Here is a 14219-nt window from a genome sequence, read left to right as displayed (position 1 = left end):
GGGCGCAGGTATTTACATTTGGCGACGGGAAATCAAGCCTAAATTTGCGCGAGTGAAGGCTAAATCCTTGGTCTAAAAACGTTTAAAGCCCGTTTGGCAACACTTGGGAGGGCCTCCGGGAGGGTGGGAGTGACGTCCGAAGGACACTTGGACGCCCTGGGAGCTTGCCTGCCCGGGAGGGCCATGGACGGGCACGGCTTGTGAGGGCCCTGGCGCCTCTTGAAAATGCGGGCATGAGCTCGCTGTGGATTCTCGAGGAGGCGCCTCCCGCGCCGGATGCACGCATCAGCTATGGCCCGGGGCCGCACCACTTCGGGGAGCTGCGGCTTCCGTCGGGTCCGGGGCCTCATCCCGTCGTCGTGGCCCTCCACGGGGGCTTCTGGCGCGCGAAGTATGACCTCGCTCACCTGGGCCACCTGTGCGCCGCGCTCACCGCGAGCGGCTTCGCCACCTGGAGCCTGGAGTTCCGACGCATCGGCCACGAGGGCGGTGGCTATCCCGGCACGTTGGAAGACGTCGCGCTCGGCGCGGACTTCCTGCGCACCCTCGCGCAAGCGCATCCCCTGGACCTCTCCCGCGTCGTCTTCCTGGGACACTCCGCGGGCGGCCACCTCGCGCTGTGGCTCGGGGCACGTCACCGGATGCCCGTGGGGAGCGCGCTGCGCCGCGAGGACCCGCTGCGCCCTCGCGGAATCGTCTCCCTCGCGGGCCTGGCCGATTTGACGCGCACCTACGAGCTGGGGCTGAGCGACCGCGCCGCGGAGCTCCTCCTCGGCGGCTCCCCCTTGGAAGTGCCCCTGCGCTACCAGCGCGCCTCGCCCGCCGCGCTCCAGCCCCTGGGCGTTCCCCAGGTCATCCTTCACGGCTCCGAGGACGACACCGTCCCCGTGGCGATGAGCGCGGACTACTGTGCCCGGGGCCGCGCGCATGGCGACGACGTGCGCTGTGTCGTGCTGCCCGGCGCGGGCCACTTCGAGGTCGTCGACCCACGCTCGCGCGAGTGGCCCCAGGTGGTGGACGCCGTGCGCTCGCTGCTCTGAGCGCCGTCGTCCCCATGCTCCTCTGAAGTCGAGCGCGCCCTCATCGCCTTGTCGGCATGAGCGGCGCGCCCGGCCCCGTCGCTAGTTCACGTCACCGAACACGAGGCCGTAGCCCACCGAGTTGGGCGTCCCACCGTCCGGGCCTCCGGTTCCCGTGGTCATGCACGTGAAGGTGCTGGTCGCGTCGTCATACGCATACGTGTACGCGGTGGGGCACGCCTTCTTGAGGAACGCGAGCCACGGCTGGACGTTCTGCGCCCACGTGGTGTTGTTGTTGATGCACTGCCCCTGGGCCTGCTGGGCCGGGTTGTTGCCGGCCTCCAGCGTGGTGGGCCAGAAGCCGCCCGCGGGGTTGCCGGGGAACGTCGGGCAGCCGCAGCAGGAGGGGGTGTTGCCCGCGCTCGAGTTGTAGCAGGACTGGCCGAAGTTCCCCGCGCACTGGAAGAGGTTGTTCAGCGTGTCCGTCACCGTGCCCGCGCTCATCGGCTGCGCGCAGTTGAGCGGGCCGTAGCTGAACGGAGGCATCGCCGCGCAGAGGTCCTCGTAGGACCACCAGCCGATGGACTGGCCACACGTCTGGATGAGCGGCGTCATGGTGTTGACGCCCGGAAGGAAGGCCGTGCCGCACGTCGGCGTGCCCCCGTCATCCAGGCCCGCGCAGTCGCTGTTCGACGCGCAGGTGCTGCAATAGCCGGCGGCGGGGTTGTTGGGGTTGCTGCACACCGCGTTGCCCGCGCAGTACGGCTCGGTGAGGGCACACTTCGTCAGCGTGGGCTGGCACACGCCGCTGATGCAGGTGGTGCCCGCCCCGCAGTCGCTGTTCTGGCTGCACGTCGGCAGGGTGATGGCGCGCAGCAGGGTGGAGTAGTCGGCCGAGAGCCCGGCCGTCGTGTCCGGAGTGAACTGCCAAGAGCACGCCTCCAGCGTCCCCGCGTCGGGAACGCTCTGGGCCACGCGCGAGCCCGCGGTGCCACAGTTATAGGGCGACGGCTGGGACGCGGGCGCGAAGCCGCCGTCATTCGTGGGTCCCATCTGGATGCTGACGTTCGCGCCGTTGATGACGGTGACGTCGTAGAAGTCGGACGCATTGGGCTGGAGGGTGAACTCCGCCGCGGCGAAGGGATTGGTGCCGCCCTTGCCGAGCGGACACGGCATTCCGGGCCCGTTGCCGCAGTCCGCGCTCTGGCACTTCGTTCCGTCAGCCTGACACCCCGTGCGCCCGAAGATGCCGCCGCTCCAGCCGACGACGGGGCGACACAGGCACGAGGTGGAGCCCGCGTCCTGGGGACAGTCCGTGGGCGGGTTGGTGATGTCGGGGCCGCTGGCCACCAGGCAGCGGTTGCTCTGGCATTGCGAGTCCTGGGTGCAGGCCGTCAACTGGGGTTGGAGGTTGGCGTAGGCGGGCGGAAGCGAGGACGGCATGCACAGCGTGGCCGTCTCCTGGGGCGTCAGCTCCAGCGCATCCAGGGGCACGCCGCCATCCGTGCGCGAGTACTGGCACAGGCCCAGCTCCACGTCGCACGTCTGTCCCGTCGGACACGTGGTGTTGCCCGAGCCGCAGGCCTGGTTCTCACCGGGGACGACCTGCTGGAAATAGCAGGTGCCACCGTTGGCGAGGCTGCACTCCTGCACGGTGTTGGCGCACGTCGTCCCGGTGGGGCACACGCCCTGGCCACCCGTCGCGCAGTTGCACAGGCCCGTGGTGGAGTCACAGCCCTCGGAACCGCAGCCCGCGCAGGCCGCCACCTGTTTCGCACCCGTGCACTGCATGGAGGGAAGATTGACGGTGACGATGGGCGCGCCACCGTTGCATGCGCTGCCGGTCGCCACCATGCACTGGCCCGTGTTCGTGTCACACATGTTGCCGGCGTTGCAGTCGGCGCTGCTGGTACAGCCCGGGTTGTTGCACTGCTGATTTGGACCACAGTCCGTGTCGGTGGTGCAGGCGAAGGGCGGAGGCGCGGCGCCCGCCGTCTGGCCAATCCACACCGTCTGGCTCGCCTGGTTCGTCAGCGTGAAGGGACGGAAGCCCGGAGGGCATGTCACGGGCGGCGAGGAGTCCGCGGTGGTGCGAAGTCCGGTGCCCGTCGTCCTGCAGCCATTGCCCACCGCGAGCACCAGCACGAGCGCGGACAAGCTGAGCGACACCACGGGTGCAACCAATCGACGCGAAACCATGAAGGGGGACTCCGAGGCAGGTTCGCCCAGGGACCGTACTGCGGGTGAAAACGCGCACCAAGGATTCGGCGCGTCGGATGCGCGCGTGCTCCAAGGCGTACCCGCCACGGGTGTGCTCCCGAGCTTCGTGCGGAGCGCTCGCGAAGTCCCTCGGCGCACGAGCACGCGGGCCCGTCGTCGCGGCCCCGCCGTGCGCGCGTTCTGTCGCGAGGGACTTGCGCGCGACAGCGTCCTTGATTATCACTGAACCATATGGTTCAGTTTAATTCGCAGCTCGATTTGGCCTTCGGAGCGCTGGCGGATGCCACGCGTCGGGGCGTGCTGGAGCGGCTGGGACGTGGCGAGGCGTCCATCAGCGAGCTGGCCGGGTCCTTCGACATGACCCTGACGGGCATGAAGAAGCACGTGCACGTGCTGGAAGAGGCGGGGCTGGTCTCCACCGAGAAGGTGGGGCGGGTGAGGACCTGCAAATTGGGACCGCGTCGCCTGGAGGACGAGGCGGCGTGGATCGCCGGCTATCGGCGGATGCTGGACGCTCGGCTCGACAGGCTGGGCGAGTTCCTCGCGCGAACGAAAGATGAGGAGGAGTCATGAGCAAGTCTTCGCAGCAGACGTCCAGGGATGCCGTCGTCACGCAGCCGTCCGACCGGGAGATTCGCACCGAGCGCATCTTCGATGCCCCGCGCGAGCGCGTCTGGAGGGCGATGACGGACCCGAAGCAGGTGGCCAAGTGGTGGGGCCGTGGCAACAAGCTCGTCGTCGAACGGCTGGAGGTCGAGCGCGGAGGACACTGGCGCTTCGTCGAGCACGCCGAGGGCGACGCTCACGGCTTCGAGGGCCGGTTCCGCGAAGTCACGCCGCCCGAGCGGATGGTGCAGACCTTCGAGTGGGATGGCATGCCGGGCTACGTCATCCTGATTACGACGACGCTCGAGGACGTGGGTAACGGCCGCACGAAGCTGGTGGCGACGTCGCTCTTCTACACGACGGAGGAGCGCGACGGCATGGCGTCTTCCGGCATGGAAGGCGGCCTCAACGAGAGCTACCGCGCACTGGACGCGCTGCTCGCCCGAGAGGCGTAGGCGCCTCGACGTAGCTCGATTGGCTCATTCCCTGTGGCGGTTTTAAGGTTCAGGGAATGAGCCAATCACCAGCGGCTCCAACGCTCACGCGAGGCGTATCATGCGGGGGCACCACATCCGGGGGGTCGATGGTAACGATTCGCGCGTGGTGGGTTGCACTGTTGTGGGCCGTGCTCCTTGGCTGTGCGACGACGTCGGAAATCGCGAGCACGGAAACCATCACGCTGCCGCGAGAGGCTGATTCCGCCGAGGATTGCGCGGGAGCGGCCGATGACGACGCGGACTGTGTCACCGTCGCGTGCGCGGGCGATGTCTGCGGCGCATACCGGTGCGAGGATGTGGCATCGGCTCCGATCGCCCTGCGCGGCGCTACCTCGCCAACGAGCGCGGGCGTCAGCTCATCTCCCCAGCGGCTTTGGGGCGCTCCGCAGGTACTCCCCGGACGGGAGGCGGTGTTCGTCATCCACTGGGAGCGCCCGGAGGAACTTCCGAGTCAGAAGCAAATCAGAAAGGCATATGCGGAGTGGGAGAAGGTCCCGAAGGAGAAGCACCACATCTTTCCCCGGGCATTCGAGTCCTACTTCTCACAGCAGGGCATCAACATTCACGAGTACGCCATCGCCATCGATGTGAAGCGGCACAAGGAGATTCATCGCGGTGAATCGGGTGCGCCGTGGAACGCCGATTGGGAGGACCACATCCTCCGGATCGAGGGATCAAGCCTGTCGCCCAGGGAAGCGAAGCGAAGGCACTTCGAGCACGCGGGCTACATGCTCCAGAAATATCGTCTTGTCGGGATGCCCATGTCCTACTGGCAGCAGCTCGGCAAGTTGGAGCAGGTACTGCAGGGAGTGAGTCGCTGATGCGCTACTACACGCTCAGGAACGTCATCGACCGGGAGGTGAATCGCCGGCAGTGGACCATCAGTGCCAAGCGAAAGTGGGCGCTCCCGGGGGCGGCCTGCGGCAAGTGCTTCGCGGAATGGGCGACCCTCTCCCTCAACTACCCGAGCGCGGACCTGTCCACGCTGCCTGAGCAACGCGAGTTCGTGAAGGCTCGGCAGGAGTCCTGGTCGGAGTACATCCGTCTCCACGACCTCGTGCATCCATTCATGCCGGACGGGGCGCTCGTCAGGCCAGGTGCTGGAATGGGCCCGCTGGTCGGGCAGGTGAGGGGACAGCCCCCTCCGATTGCGATGGACGCGCCGTGGAACATCTTCGTCCAGCCAGCGGCGGTTGAGGCTCTGTCGGCGGCGCGGCTTCGCGGAATCAAGCCCGTGTCGACCGCATTGAAGATGGCCCCTGGCGCCCCTCCATTGCTTGAGCTGGAGCTGCTCGTCGCGGGTGACTACGCAGCGGAATGTCGCCCCATGCCAGTCGGAGAACCTTGCCCGGTGTGTGGCTCCCAGGAGATGACCCTGGCGCCCACTCGCTGGTGGCTCGACGCGGCGACTCTGCCTGATGCGGACGTGTTCCGCTTCCGTCCGGGTCCAGGCCACATCATCGCAAGCGAGCGGTTCGTCGGCGTGCTCCAAGGGCTGGGAGACACCGGCATCCAAGTGACGGAGATTTCAGCGCCAACCTCCGAACTTCCGTGAGGCGCGGAGCCCGTCGGGCAACTCCGCACCGCCGTGAGGTCAGAACCCGCGCTGCGCGCCGCCGTCGACGATGGACTGGCCGGCGATGTACGAGGCCTGCTCGGAGGAGAGGAACGCCACCAGTTCCGCGTTACGGCCCAGTCGCCACGCGGAAAACTGCGGAGCCACTTTCTCGTCCGTGAGACCCAGTTGCGTCATCCGCTCCGTAGCGTGGAAGCCAGCGTCTCGAGGTCGCTTATTATTAGAGTGGTAACCCTACAGTCAGTGAAGTGGCGGACGAGGTTGCTGACCGACCGGAGCAGTAGTCGGCGAACTCTCGCGACTATCAGGTTGTGACCGTCCCAAGGAGTTGGCGCGATTCCCCGAGGTCATCGTCTTCGTTCCCATAAGCGGCATTCCCCAAGAACTTCTGTCTCGCACTCGGAGCGGGAATTGTCGCTCTGTCACAGAGCTTTTGACTTCCTGGAGTGGTAAAGGAGTACGGCCGAACGAAAACTGCGATTTGGCCGTCGCATACCGACACTCCATGTAAAGGCATATAGCTACGAGCCTTTTGTTTCTAGGCTACTACGCTGTAATCACCCGACCAAGGCGACTTGCAATGGGATGTTCCCAGAGCGCTGCGTCGGCCGATGCAGCCCTGACAAACGCATGCCCCCAACGCGACTTTGCGTTTGTATATGCATTGCGCTGGTATTTCACGGCCAGTATGGCAATGTCGAGAACCCTTTTGTCTAGTTCTGCCTCGTACGTTTTGAATTTTGGCCAATCTTTAGGCTTCTTCTTTTCGACCTCAAGTGCTTTGCGGACTGTTTGCTCGTCCGAGACAAAGATCGCCTCAAACATTGGATTCATGAATATTACCTCCAACGCACTGAGTTTGCCCGCACGCGGGCGCAGTTCGGTGCGTGATTCATACCGCAGCAGAAGTGCTTTTGCCGCATTTCGGAAGATGCTGTCGAGATACTTGCTCACTGCGAGATGGCGTAAAACGAAACTCACCTCCGGGCGCATTGGGCATGGTAGATCCTGCTCCTCAGGGGAGAGGATTTGATTGGGCCTCCAGCGGTCAAACGCGATAATCACACGGTCAAATCGGTCCTTTTCGTAAGCGCGCTGAATGGCGACATCTAGTGGGTCGCCGCCACCGACAAGCTGTGTCTGCCCCTTGGCAATAAGCTTAGTTGCACCCTTTTTGACGGGCAGATCGGATTGCAGTCGTACGATTTGACCCTTGCTTATTCCAAATACCTTGAGTTCGATGTCGCGTCCAAAGTGGTCGGCAAGGTGTTGCCACATTTTCCCGAAATCGTCGCGTAAGGGATCGGTGGGGCGAGAGCCTTCAACAAAGAGCCCGATTACTGGCTTTCTCCTTGCGCTCATGATTCATCACCGCCGAAATAGCCGGCGATGTACATACCTCCGGGCGCGACGGCGTCACCAAACTTGGCGACGTCCGCGTAGGTAGAGATAGCGCGGTACGTAGAGTCGCCCTCTTCTCGACGAACGTGAATAACCTCATCAATGTTGACGTGATCTAGTAGGAAGGGTGAGTGTGTTGTGATGATGACTTGAGTTCCCTCCGACGATGCTTCTCTTAGTGCTTGAAAGACATACTCAAGCGTCCAGGGGTCGAGGCCATTCTCGATCTCCTCAATAACGAGAAGTGATGGACGTGGGTTCGCAGCGAGTAAGGCAAAGAGAGCAGTAATTCGGCGTGTACCTTCAGACAGCATCCAGCTGGGCAGATCTACTTGCCGACCACCACCGCGCCATTTCATGCGCTCAGTAGCGGTTACGTATCCCCGTGCGCGGTCCGTTTTGGTGATCTTTACATTTTTGATTCCCGACAGGACAGCGGAGACGCGCTCTCGCACCCACGCGCGCTGACTGTCGTCGAAGGATGCGATGAGTGCAGGTAGTTGTGCGCCTTCCTCATCCAGCATCCGGCCGGCTGCCCGCTCAAGGCGCGACTCGAAGCGCATCATTGTGGGACTTAGGCGAAGGACAACCATCCGCTCGACAAAGCGTGCTATCGATTGTAGCGAAACATGACCATCTGACATTGATGCGATGCCAAGGCGATCAGCGTTTCTCTCAGGATTCATTCCCTCGACATTTCGGTACACTGGGCCTTTTGAGCCCTTTGTGGTGGAGAGGATGGTTTTTTGCGCGTTTGTTCGACCCCAGAATAGAGATTCGTCGCGAACGATAGGGCGGTCGAAGCTACCTGCAGCTCCTCCAACATTGAGGTCGTAGTAGACAGGTTTCCCCGACGATTGAAATTCTAAGTGAAGTGTTGTGGTCGTCGACCGCTTGTTGAGTAAGTACGAATATGCACGGAAGCGACGGCCAGTCGCCTCAAGCAGTCCATCAAAGTAAGCGTCTTGCATCCATTGCAGGGCTTCGACAAGTGAGCTTTTCCCACTGCCATTGCGGCCAATAAGAAGTGTCAGTGGTTTCAGTTCAACGTAGCCAGAAGACTTCACTGCCTTGAAGCCATCGAGTTTTATGCGCGTGAGAGTCAGCCGCGGAACTCGCTTAGGACGTTTGATCTTGGTGGCGCGCGCTTTTTTTGCAGTACTTCGTCGGGAAGGGGGCAGTTGAGCCCGCCGAACGCGCTTACGCTTTGTAGCCATGTGGTACCTTTATCACGACCCATTTGAGGGCAGTCGATTTGAACTTCATAGAGACCTCCGACTTACGTCGAAGAGGATTCGAGAGGCCCCCCAATGTACCGACCGACATCTGATGAGCGGCAAGGATGTGCTTGGTCAGACGAACATCCATCACGGTCTGTCGCCATGTGGGCCGTGCGCCTCTGGCGTAGTGGGCCGACCCTCTTTGCCGGGTCCAGGGCTATTCCTCGGAACTCCGCAGAGTATGCAGGCTTGGCTTTCCGGCATCGTCAAGGCCATCTCCCTCAGTTGAACGGACTCAATGCATCGAAGCAACTCTAGCAAAGTCGCTTCAGAACCCGCGCTGCGCGCCGCCGTCGACGACGATGGACTGGCCGGTGATGTACGAGGCCTGCTCGGAAGACAGGAACGCCACCAGCGAGGCCAGCTCCTCGGGACGACCCAGTCGCCGCGCGGGAATCTGCGGCGCCACCTTCTCGTCCGTGAGGCCCAGTTGTGTCATCCGCTCGGTGGCGTGGAAGCCCGGCAGCACCGCGTTCAGCGTGACGCCGTGCTGCGCCACTTCGTTGCTCACCGTCTTCACCAGCCCGAGCAACCCGGCGCGCAGGCCGTTGGAGATGGTGAGGTTGGGCATCGCCTCGCGCGCGGCCAGCGACGTCACCAGGACGATGCGGCCCCACTTGCGCTCCTTCATCCCCGGCAGCGAAGCCTGGATGCCATCCACCGCCGCCATCCACAGGCTCTGGAAGCCGAGCTGCCACTGCTCCGCCGTCAGCGACTCGAAGCCGCCCGCCGGAGGCCCGCCCGTGTTCACCACGAGCACGTCCACGCCACCCAGCTTCGCGACAACTTCGTCCACCAGTCGCTTCGCCGCGCCCGGCTGGTTCAAGTCACACGGCACCGCGAGCGCCGCGCCCAGCTCCTTCGCCGCGCGCTCCAACTTGTCGCCACCGCGCGAGCAGATGGCCACCGTGGCGCCTTCCTTCACCAGCGCCTGTGCCGTCGCGTAGCCCAGCCCCGCCGATGCGCCCATGACGAGCGCGCGCCTACCCTTGAGTCCGAAATCCATCCGCGTGCTCCTTCATGAATGGCACCAGCCGCTCCTGGATGAGCTGCTTCGCCCGCCCCAGGTCCACGTCCTCGGCGCGCGTCAGCCCCTCGGACAACTCGGAGACGATGCCACCGGCAATCGCCCCCACTTCATAGGCCAGCCGGTACGGCACGCGGCTGAAGCTCACCATCGAGTAGCGACTGACGAACTCGCCCGGAAAGGCATTGAGCAGCGCCTTCTCCACGGCCTTCTCCAACAGGAAGCGCGGGCTGCCGGTGCTGTCGCGCATCTCCACGAAGTTCTCCACCGCCATGTCCGCGATGGCATCCGCGTTCGTCTTGCGCAGCCGCTCCAACGTCCCGAAGACGTCAGCCCACGTGCCGTGCTGCTCCAACAGCCCATCCAGCACCGTGCAGTCCTCGAAGCCGCAGTTCATCCCCTGGCCGAAGAAGGGGACGATGGCGTGCGCCGCGTCGCCCAGCACCAGGGCCTTGTCGCCCACGCGCCAGGGCGCGCACTTCACCGTCACCATGCCGCCCGTGGGCCGCGCGAAGAAGGCCTCCGTCAAATCCGGGATGAGCGCCTTCGCGTCGGGGAACTGCTCCTCGAAGAACGCCTCCAGCTTCGCCGGCGTGTCCAGCGACTCGAAGCTCACCGGCCCCTTCCACGGCAGGAACAGCGTGCACGTGAAGCTGCCATCTTCATTGGGCAGCCCAATCAGCATGTACGTGCCGCGCGGCCAGATGTGCAGCGCGTGTTTCTCCATCTGGAACGCGCCGCCCGGGCCCGCCGGAATCGTCAGCTCCTTGTAGCCGTGCCCGAGCTGCTCCTGCGTCGCCGCGAAGCCCGGCACCTGCTCCATCGCCTGCCGCACCGCCGAGCCGGAGCCGTCCGTGCCGAACAACACGCGGCCCGCTTCCTTACGCTCCTGCCCAGTGGCCTCGTCCATCACCGTGAGCGACCCCGTCACGAGGTCCGCCTGCGTCACCCGCTGATTGAAGCGGATGCGCACCTTGCCGGTGGTCTCCGCCGCAGACATCAGGAACTTGTTCAGCCACGCCCGCGACAGCGAGTTGATGTGCTGCGAGTCGTCCTTGCCATAGGGCTGGTACGCCAGCGCTCCCTTCGGCGGGTGAATCATCCGCCCGCGCATGGGGATGGCGTGCTTCAGCGCCTCCTCCTCCAGCCCCACCTGCCTCAGCGCGTACAGGCCGCGCGTGGAGATGGCGAGGTTGATGGAGCGGCCCGCGTCGATGACCTCGCGGCGCATGTCCGGACGGCGCTCCAGCACCTCCACGGAGTAGCCCCGGCGCGCCAGGAACACGGAGAGCAGCGAACCCACGAGGCCCGCGCCCACCACGGTGACGGCTTCGTTCCGCTCACCCACGGGCATGGCCCTCCAGCGTCTTCACGAAGCGGTAGACATCGGTGAAGTTGCAGTACAGCGGCGCGGGCGCCGCGCGGATGATGTCCGGCTTGCGGAAGTCGCAGACGATGCCCGCATCCGACAGTCGCTTGAGCATCCCCTGCGCCTCGCCCTTGAAGCGCAGTGAGAGCTGAGCGCCGCGCTGCTTCGGGTCCCTCGGCGTGGTGATGCGCACGAAGGCCGGCGGCAACTTGTCCAACAGGAACTCCAGATACCCCGTGAGCCGCTCGCTCTTCGCGCGCAGCGCCTCCATGCCCGCCTTGTCGAACAGCTCGAACGACGCGCGCAGCGCCGCGAGCTGGAGGATGGGCGGGTTGGACAACTGCCACCCCTCCGCGCCCGGAATCGGGTCGAAGTCGGGCCCCATCTGGAAGCGCGTCGTCTTGTCGTGTCCCCACCAGCCCTCGAAGCGGGGGATGTCCCGCGAGCGCGAGTGACGCTCGTGGACGAACACGCCGCCCAGGCTCCCCGGGCCACCATTGAGGTACTTGTACGAGCACCACACCGCGAAGTCCGGCCCGTCGTCGTGCAGCGACAGCTTCAAGTTCCCCGCGCCGTGCGCCAGGTCGAACCCGACGAGACACCCCTTCGAGTGCGCCGTGCGCGTAATCGCCGCCAGGTCGAACGCCTGGCCCGTGAGGTAGTTCACGCTGCCGAGCAACACGAGCGCCACCTCGTGCCCGTGCTGGTCCAACGTGGCGAGGATGTCCTCGGTGCGCAGCGTCTCCTCACCGGGGCGCGGCTTGAGCTCCAGCACCGCCTCGCGCGGGTCATACCCGTGGAAGCGCGCCTGGGACGCCACCGCGTACTGGTCCGACGGAAACGCGCCGCCTTCGACGAGGATTTTGAACCGCCCGCGCGTGGGCCGGTAGAACGACACCATCATGAGGTGCAGGTTCACCGTGAGGGTGTTCATCACCACCACTTCCTGCGGCTTCGCGCCCACCAGCCGCGCGGCCTGCTCGGTGACGAGCTCGTGGTAGTGCAGCCACGGGTGGCGCCCCTGGTGGTGCCCCTCCACGCCCAGCTTCGCCCAGTCCTCCAGCTCCTCCTGCACGTAGCGCGCGGCGTTGCGCGGCTGGAGCCCCAGCGAGTTGCCCGCCAGGTACACCACCGGCTTGCCGTCCGGGGCTTGAGGGAAGAGGAACGCGTCGCGGAAGGTGCGCAGCGGGTCCTCCGCGTCGGCGCGGCGCGCGAAGTCCTCGGAGTCCTCGTAGGGAAGCGTCGTCGTCATGGTGCGAAGTCCTCGCGAGAGCGCCCCAGCCACGCCAGGGCGTTCTTCCAGAGCAGTTGCTCGCGCGCGTCGGGCGCCAGCTCGCTCATCGATTCGATGAGAGTGCCCGGGCGCAGCTCGCCCAGGGGGAACGGATAGTCACTGCCCAGCGCCACCTTGTCCGCGCCGAACAGCTTGACGATGAAGCGCAGCGTCTCCGCGTCGTGCACCAGCGAGTCCACCCAGAAGCGGCCCAGGTAGTCGCGCGGCGGCACCTTGTTGTCCACGGCCACCAGGTCCGGACGCGCCTCGAAGCCGTGCTCGATTCGCCCCAGCGTCCCGGGGAACGAGCCGCCACCGTGCGCGAAGGCGAAGCGCAGCCTGGGCAGCCGCTCCAGCACGCCGCCGAAGATGAGCGAGCACATGGCCAGCGACACCTCCGCGGGCATGCCCACCAGCCACGGCAGCCAATACTTCTGCATCTTCGCCTCGCCCATCATGTCCCACGGGTGGACGAAGATGGACGCGCCCAGCTCGCTCGCGGCCTCGAAGAAGGGGAACAGCTTCTCGTCGGAGAGGTTCCAGTCGTTGACGTGGCTGCCAATCTGCACGCCCGCCAGGCCCAGCTCCTTCACGCACCGCTCCAGCTCGCGAATCGCCAGCTCCGGCGACTGCAGCGGCACCGTGCCCAGGCCCACGAAACGCTTGGGGTGCTCACGCACGACGGAGGCGACGTGGTCGTTCAGGAAGCGCGACAAATCCAGCCCGTGCTCCGGCTTCGTCCAGTAGCTGAACATCACCGGCACGGTGGAAATCACCTGGACGTGCACGCCCGCCGCGTCGCACTCCTCGATGCGCTTCACCGGGTCCCAACAGTTGCTCTCCACCTCGCGGAAGAACTTCCCGTCGTCGCGCAGCATCCGCGCTCGGCACGGCTGGTGGTGGTCCAGCGTGATGAAGCCGCCATAGCCATAGCGCTCCGCGAAGCGCGGCAGCTTCTCCGGCAACAGGTGCGTGTGGATGTCGACCTTCAACGCTTCGGCCCTTCCTTGGTGACCTTCGTCCCGCACTTCTTGCACGTGCAGTTGTCCGGGTTGCCGTAGAAGTGCTCGAAGATGGGCGGCAGCTGCGTCACCAGATTGGTGACGTGCACGAACTCCTCGTGGAGCTTCTCGCCGCACGTGGGGCACAGCCACATGAAGCCATCCAGCTCTCCGGGAAGGCGGCGGCGCTCCAGCACCAGGCCCACCGTGCCGGCGGGACGCTGCGGCGAGTGCGGCACCTTGGGCGGCAACAGGAAGATGTCCCCTTCGGAGATGGGGATGTCCACGGGCTTGCCGTCGTCGAGCACGCGCAGGTTGATGGTGCCCTCCAACTGGTAGAAGAACTCCTCGCCCTCGTTGATGTGGAAGTCCGTGCGCGAGTTGGGGCCGCCGACCACGGTGACCATGAACTCGCGGTCCGCCCACACCTGCTGGTTGCCGACGGGCGGCTTGAGCAGGTGGCGGTGCTCATCAATCCACTTCTTGAAGTTGATGGGGGTCAGGCGGCCCATTCAGTCGTCTCCGATGGTGGCGATGCACTTGAGCTCGATGGCAATGGGCGTGGGCAGCCGATTGATTTCGAGCGTCGTCCTGCACGGCGGGTTGTCCTTGAAGTACTCCGCCCACAGCCGGTTGTACGTGGGGAAGTCCTTCTTCATGTCCGTCAGGTACACCGTGACGTCCACCAGCTTTTCCCAGGACGAGCCCGCGGCCTCCAGGATGTAGCGGACGTTGCGGAACACCGAGTGACACTGCGCCTCGATGTCGTACGAGGTGATGTTTCCCTCGGCGTCCAGCTCCACGCCGGGAATCTTCTTCACCCCGCGCTCACGCGGGCCCACGCCCGACAGGAACAACAGGTTGCCCACGCGGCGCGCGTGGGGGTACAGGCCCACGGGCTCCGGGGCCTTCTGGGAATCGACTCGCTCACTGGTGCTCACGTCGTGTCT

Annotated in this window: 15 protein-coding genes; 5 read left to right on the top strand and 10 right to left on the bottom strand. The window is 65.1% G+C overall.

Annotated elements, in window-relative coordinates:
* Nucleotides 1-233: 233 nt before the first annotated feature.
* Nucleotides 234-1040: a S9 family peptidase gene (locus tag HUA75_RS31305; protein ID WP_141645136.1), complete on the top strand. Its 807-nt coding sequence runs from the start codon at nucleotides 234-236 to the stop codon at nucleotides 1038-1040.
* Nucleotides 1041-1121: 81 nt separating this feature from the next.
* On the opposite strand, the gene HUA75_RS31300 is transcribed toward HUA75_RS31305, so the two are convergent.
* Nucleotides 1122-3218, bottom strand: coding sequence for a thaumatin family protein (locus tag HUA75_RS31300; protein WP_174488470.1), 2097 nt, complete (start codon nucleotides 3216-3218; stop codon nucleotides 1122-1124).
* A 252-nt stretch (nucleotides 3219-3470) separates the two neighbouring features.
* Here HUA75_RS31300 and HUA75_RS31295 point away from each other — a divergent pair, with 252 nt between their 5' ends.
* The 4 genes from HUA75_RS31295 (at nucleotide 3471) to HUA75_RS31280 (ending at nucleotide 5897) form a co-directional block, all read left to right on the top strand.
* Nucleotides 3471-3812, top strand: coding sequence for a helix-turn-helix transcriptional regulator (locus HUA75_RS31295; RefSeq protein WP_141645134.1), 342 nt, complete (start codon nucleotides 3471-3473; stop codon nucleotides 3810-3812).
* Nucleotides 3809-4300 carry an SRPBCC family protein gene (locus tag HUA75_RS31290; protein WP_174488469.1) on the top strand — a complete coding sequence of 164 codons (492 nt, stop codon included), beginning with the start codon at nucleotides 3809-3811 and terminating at the stop codon, nucleotides 4298-4300. The genes HUA75_RS31295 and HUA75_RS31290 overlap by 4 nt, the downstream gene beginning before the upstream one ends.
* Before the next feature lie 128 nt (nucleotides 4301-4428).
* The gene (locus tag HUA75_RS31285) at nucleotides 4429-5163 is read left to right on the top strand and encodes a TIGR02269 family lipoprotein (protein ID WP_174488468.1); all 735 of its coding nucleotides are present in this window, start codon (nucleotides 4429-4431) and stop codon (nucleotides 5161-5163) included.
* Nucleotides 5163-5897 (top strand): double-CXXCG motif protein, encoded by a 735-nt coding sequence (locus tag HUA75_RS31280; RefSeq protein WP_174488467.1) that lies wholly within the window; start codon nucleotides 5163-5165, stop codon nucleotides 5895-5897. The genes HUA75_RS31285 and HUA75_RS31280 overlap by 1 nt, the downstream gene beginning before the upstream one ends.
* Before the next feature lie 39 nt (nucleotides 5898-5936).
* Here the strand turns inward: HUA75_RS31280 and HUA75_RS31275 are convergent, their stop codons facing one another.
* The 9 genes from HUA75_RS31275 to HUA75_RS31235 all read right to left on the bottom strand — a co-directional run bounded on the left by HUA75_RS31275 (nucleotide 5937) and on the right by HUA75_RS31235 (nucleotide 14210).
* Nucleotides 5937-6095: a hypothetical protein gene (locus HUA75_RS31275; protein ID WP_254627857.1), complete on the bottom strand. Its 159-nt coding sequence runs from the start codon at nucleotides 6093-6095 to the stop codon at nucleotides 5937-5939.
* Nucleotides 6096-6464: 369 nt separating this feature from the next.
* Nucleotides 6465-7280, bottom strand: a complete 816-nt coding sequence (locus HUA75_RS31270) for a hypothetical protein (RefSeq protein ID WP_174488466.1) — start codon at nucleotides 7278-7280, stop codon at nucleotides 6465-6467.
* Nucleotides 7277-8536 carry an AAA family ATPase gene (locus HUA75_RS31265; RefSeq protein ID WP_174488465.1) on the bottom strand — a complete coding sequence of 420 codons (1260 nt, stop codon included), beginning with the start codon at nucleotides 8534-8536 and terminating at the stop codon, nucleotides 7277-7279. Before HUA75_RS31265 ends, HUA75_RS31270 begins: the two co-directional genes overlap by 4 nt.
* Before the next feature lie 331 nt (nucleotides 8537-8867).
* A complete protein-coding gene (locus tag HUA75_RS31260; protein WP_141645132.1) occupies nucleotides 8868-9605 on the bottom strand; it encodes an SDR family oxidoreductase in 738 nt (245 codons plus the stop codon).
* Nucleotides 9583-10980 carry an NAD(P)/FAD-dependent oxidoreductase gene (locus HUA75_RS31255; RefSeq protein ID WP_217446352.1) on the bottom strand — a complete coding sequence of 466 codons (1398 nt, stop codon included), beginning with the start codon at nucleotides 10978-10980 and terminating at the stop codon, nucleotides 9583-9585. Before HUA75_RS31255 ends, HUA75_RS31260 begins: the two co-directional genes overlap by 23 nt.
* Nucleotides 10967-12247, bottom strand: coding sequence for a kynureninase (gene kynU / locus HUA75_RS31250; RefSeq protein ID WP_141645130.1), 1281 nt, complete (start codon nucleotides 12245-12247; stop codon nucleotides 10967-10969). Before kynU ends, HUA75_RS31255 begins: the two co-directional genes overlap by 14 nt.
* Nucleotides 12244-13260 carry an amidohydrolase family protein gene (locus tag HUA75_RS31245; RefSeq protein WP_141645129.1) on the bottom strand — a complete coding sequence of 339 codons (1017 nt, stop codon included), beginning with the start codon at nucleotides 13258-13260 and terminating at the stop codon, nucleotides 12244-12246. The genes kynU and HUA75_RS31245 overlap by 4 nt, the downstream gene beginning before the upstream one ends.
* Nucleotides 13257-13781 (bottom strand): 3-hydroxyanthranilate 3,4-dioxygenase, encoded by a 525-nt coding sequence (gene nbaC / locus HUA75_RS31240; RefSeq protein ID WP_174488463.1) that lies wholly within the window; start codon nucleotides 13779-13781, stop codon nucleotides 13257-13259. The genes HUA75_RS31245 and nbaC overlap by 4 nt, the downstream gene beginning before the upstream one ends.
* Complete coding sequence (locus HUA75_RS31235) at nucleotides 13782-14210, bottom strand: RidA family protein (protein WP_141645127.1); 429 nt, start codon at nucleotides 14208-14210, stop codon at nucleotides 13782-13784.
* Nucleotides 14211-14219: the final 9 nt, after the last annotated feature.

This window comes from Myxococcus sp. CA040A, from assembly GCF_013336725.1.
Lineage (GTDB): Bacteria > Myxococcota > Myxococcia > Myxococcales > Myxococcaceae > Myxococcus > Myxococcus llanfairpwllgwyngyllgogerychwyrndrobwllllantysiliogogogochensis.
Note: the sequence above shows the minus strand (reverse complement) of the source record. Positions and strands in the feature narration are given on the sequence as shown.

Excerpts from the sequence above, each read along its gene's own strand:
- HUA75_RS31305 (WP_141645136.1), top strand. The coding sequence starts at position 234 with ATGAGCTCGCTGTGGATTCTCGAGGAGGCGCCTCCCGCGCCGGATGCA.
- HUA75_RS31300 (WP_174488470.1), bottom strand. The coding sequence starts at position 3,218 with ATGGTTTCGCGTCGATTGGTTGCACCCGTGGTGTCGCTCAGCTTGTCC.
- HUA75_RS31295 (WP_141645134.1), top strand. The coding sequence starts at position 3,471 with ATGGTTCAGTTTAATTCGCAGCTCGATTTGGCCTTCGGAGCGCTGGCG.
- HUA75_RS31290 (WP_174488469.1), top strand. The coding sequence starts at position 3,809 with ATGAGCAAGTCTTCGCAGCAGACGTCCAGGGATGCCGTCGTCACGCAG.
- HUA75_RS31285 (WP_174488468.1), top strand. The coding sequence starts at position 4,429 with ATGGTAACGATTCGCGCGTGGTGGGTTGCACTGTTGTGGGCCGTGCTC.
- HUA75_RS31280 (WP_174488467.1), top strand. The coding sequence starts at position 5,163 with ATGCGCTACTACACGCTCAGGAACGTCATCGACCGGGAGGTGAATCGC.
- HUA75_RS31275 (WP_254627857.1), bottom strand. The coding sequence starts at position 6,095 with ATGACGCAACTGGGTCTCACGGACGAGAAAGTGGCTCCGCAGTTTTCC.
- HUA75_RS31270 (WP_174488466.1), bottom strand. The coding sequence starts at position 7,280 with ATGAGCGCAAGGAGAAAGCCAGTAATCGGGCTCTTTGTTGAAGGCTCT.
- HUA75_RS31265 (WP_174488465.1), bottom strand. The coding sequence starts at position 8,536 with ATGGCTACAAAGCGTAAGCGCGTTCGGCGGGCTCAACTGCCCCCTTCC.
- HUA75_RS31260 (WP_141645132.1), bottom strand. The coding sequence starts at position 9,605 with ATGGATTTCGGACTCAAGGGTAGGCGCGCGCTCGTCATGGGCGCATCG.
- HUA75_RS31255 (WP_217446352.1), bottom strand. The coding sequence starts at position 10,980 with ATGCCCGTGGGTGAGCGGAACGAAGCCGTCACCGTGGTGGGCGCGGGC.
- kynU (WP_141645130.1), bottom strand. The coding sequence starts at position 12,247 with ATGACGACGACGCTTCCCTACGAGGACTCCGAGGACTTCGCGCGCCGC.
- nbaC (WP_174488463.1), bottom strand. The coding sequence starts at position 13,781 with ATGGGCCGCCTGACCCCCATCAACTTCAAGAAGTGGATTGATGAGCAC.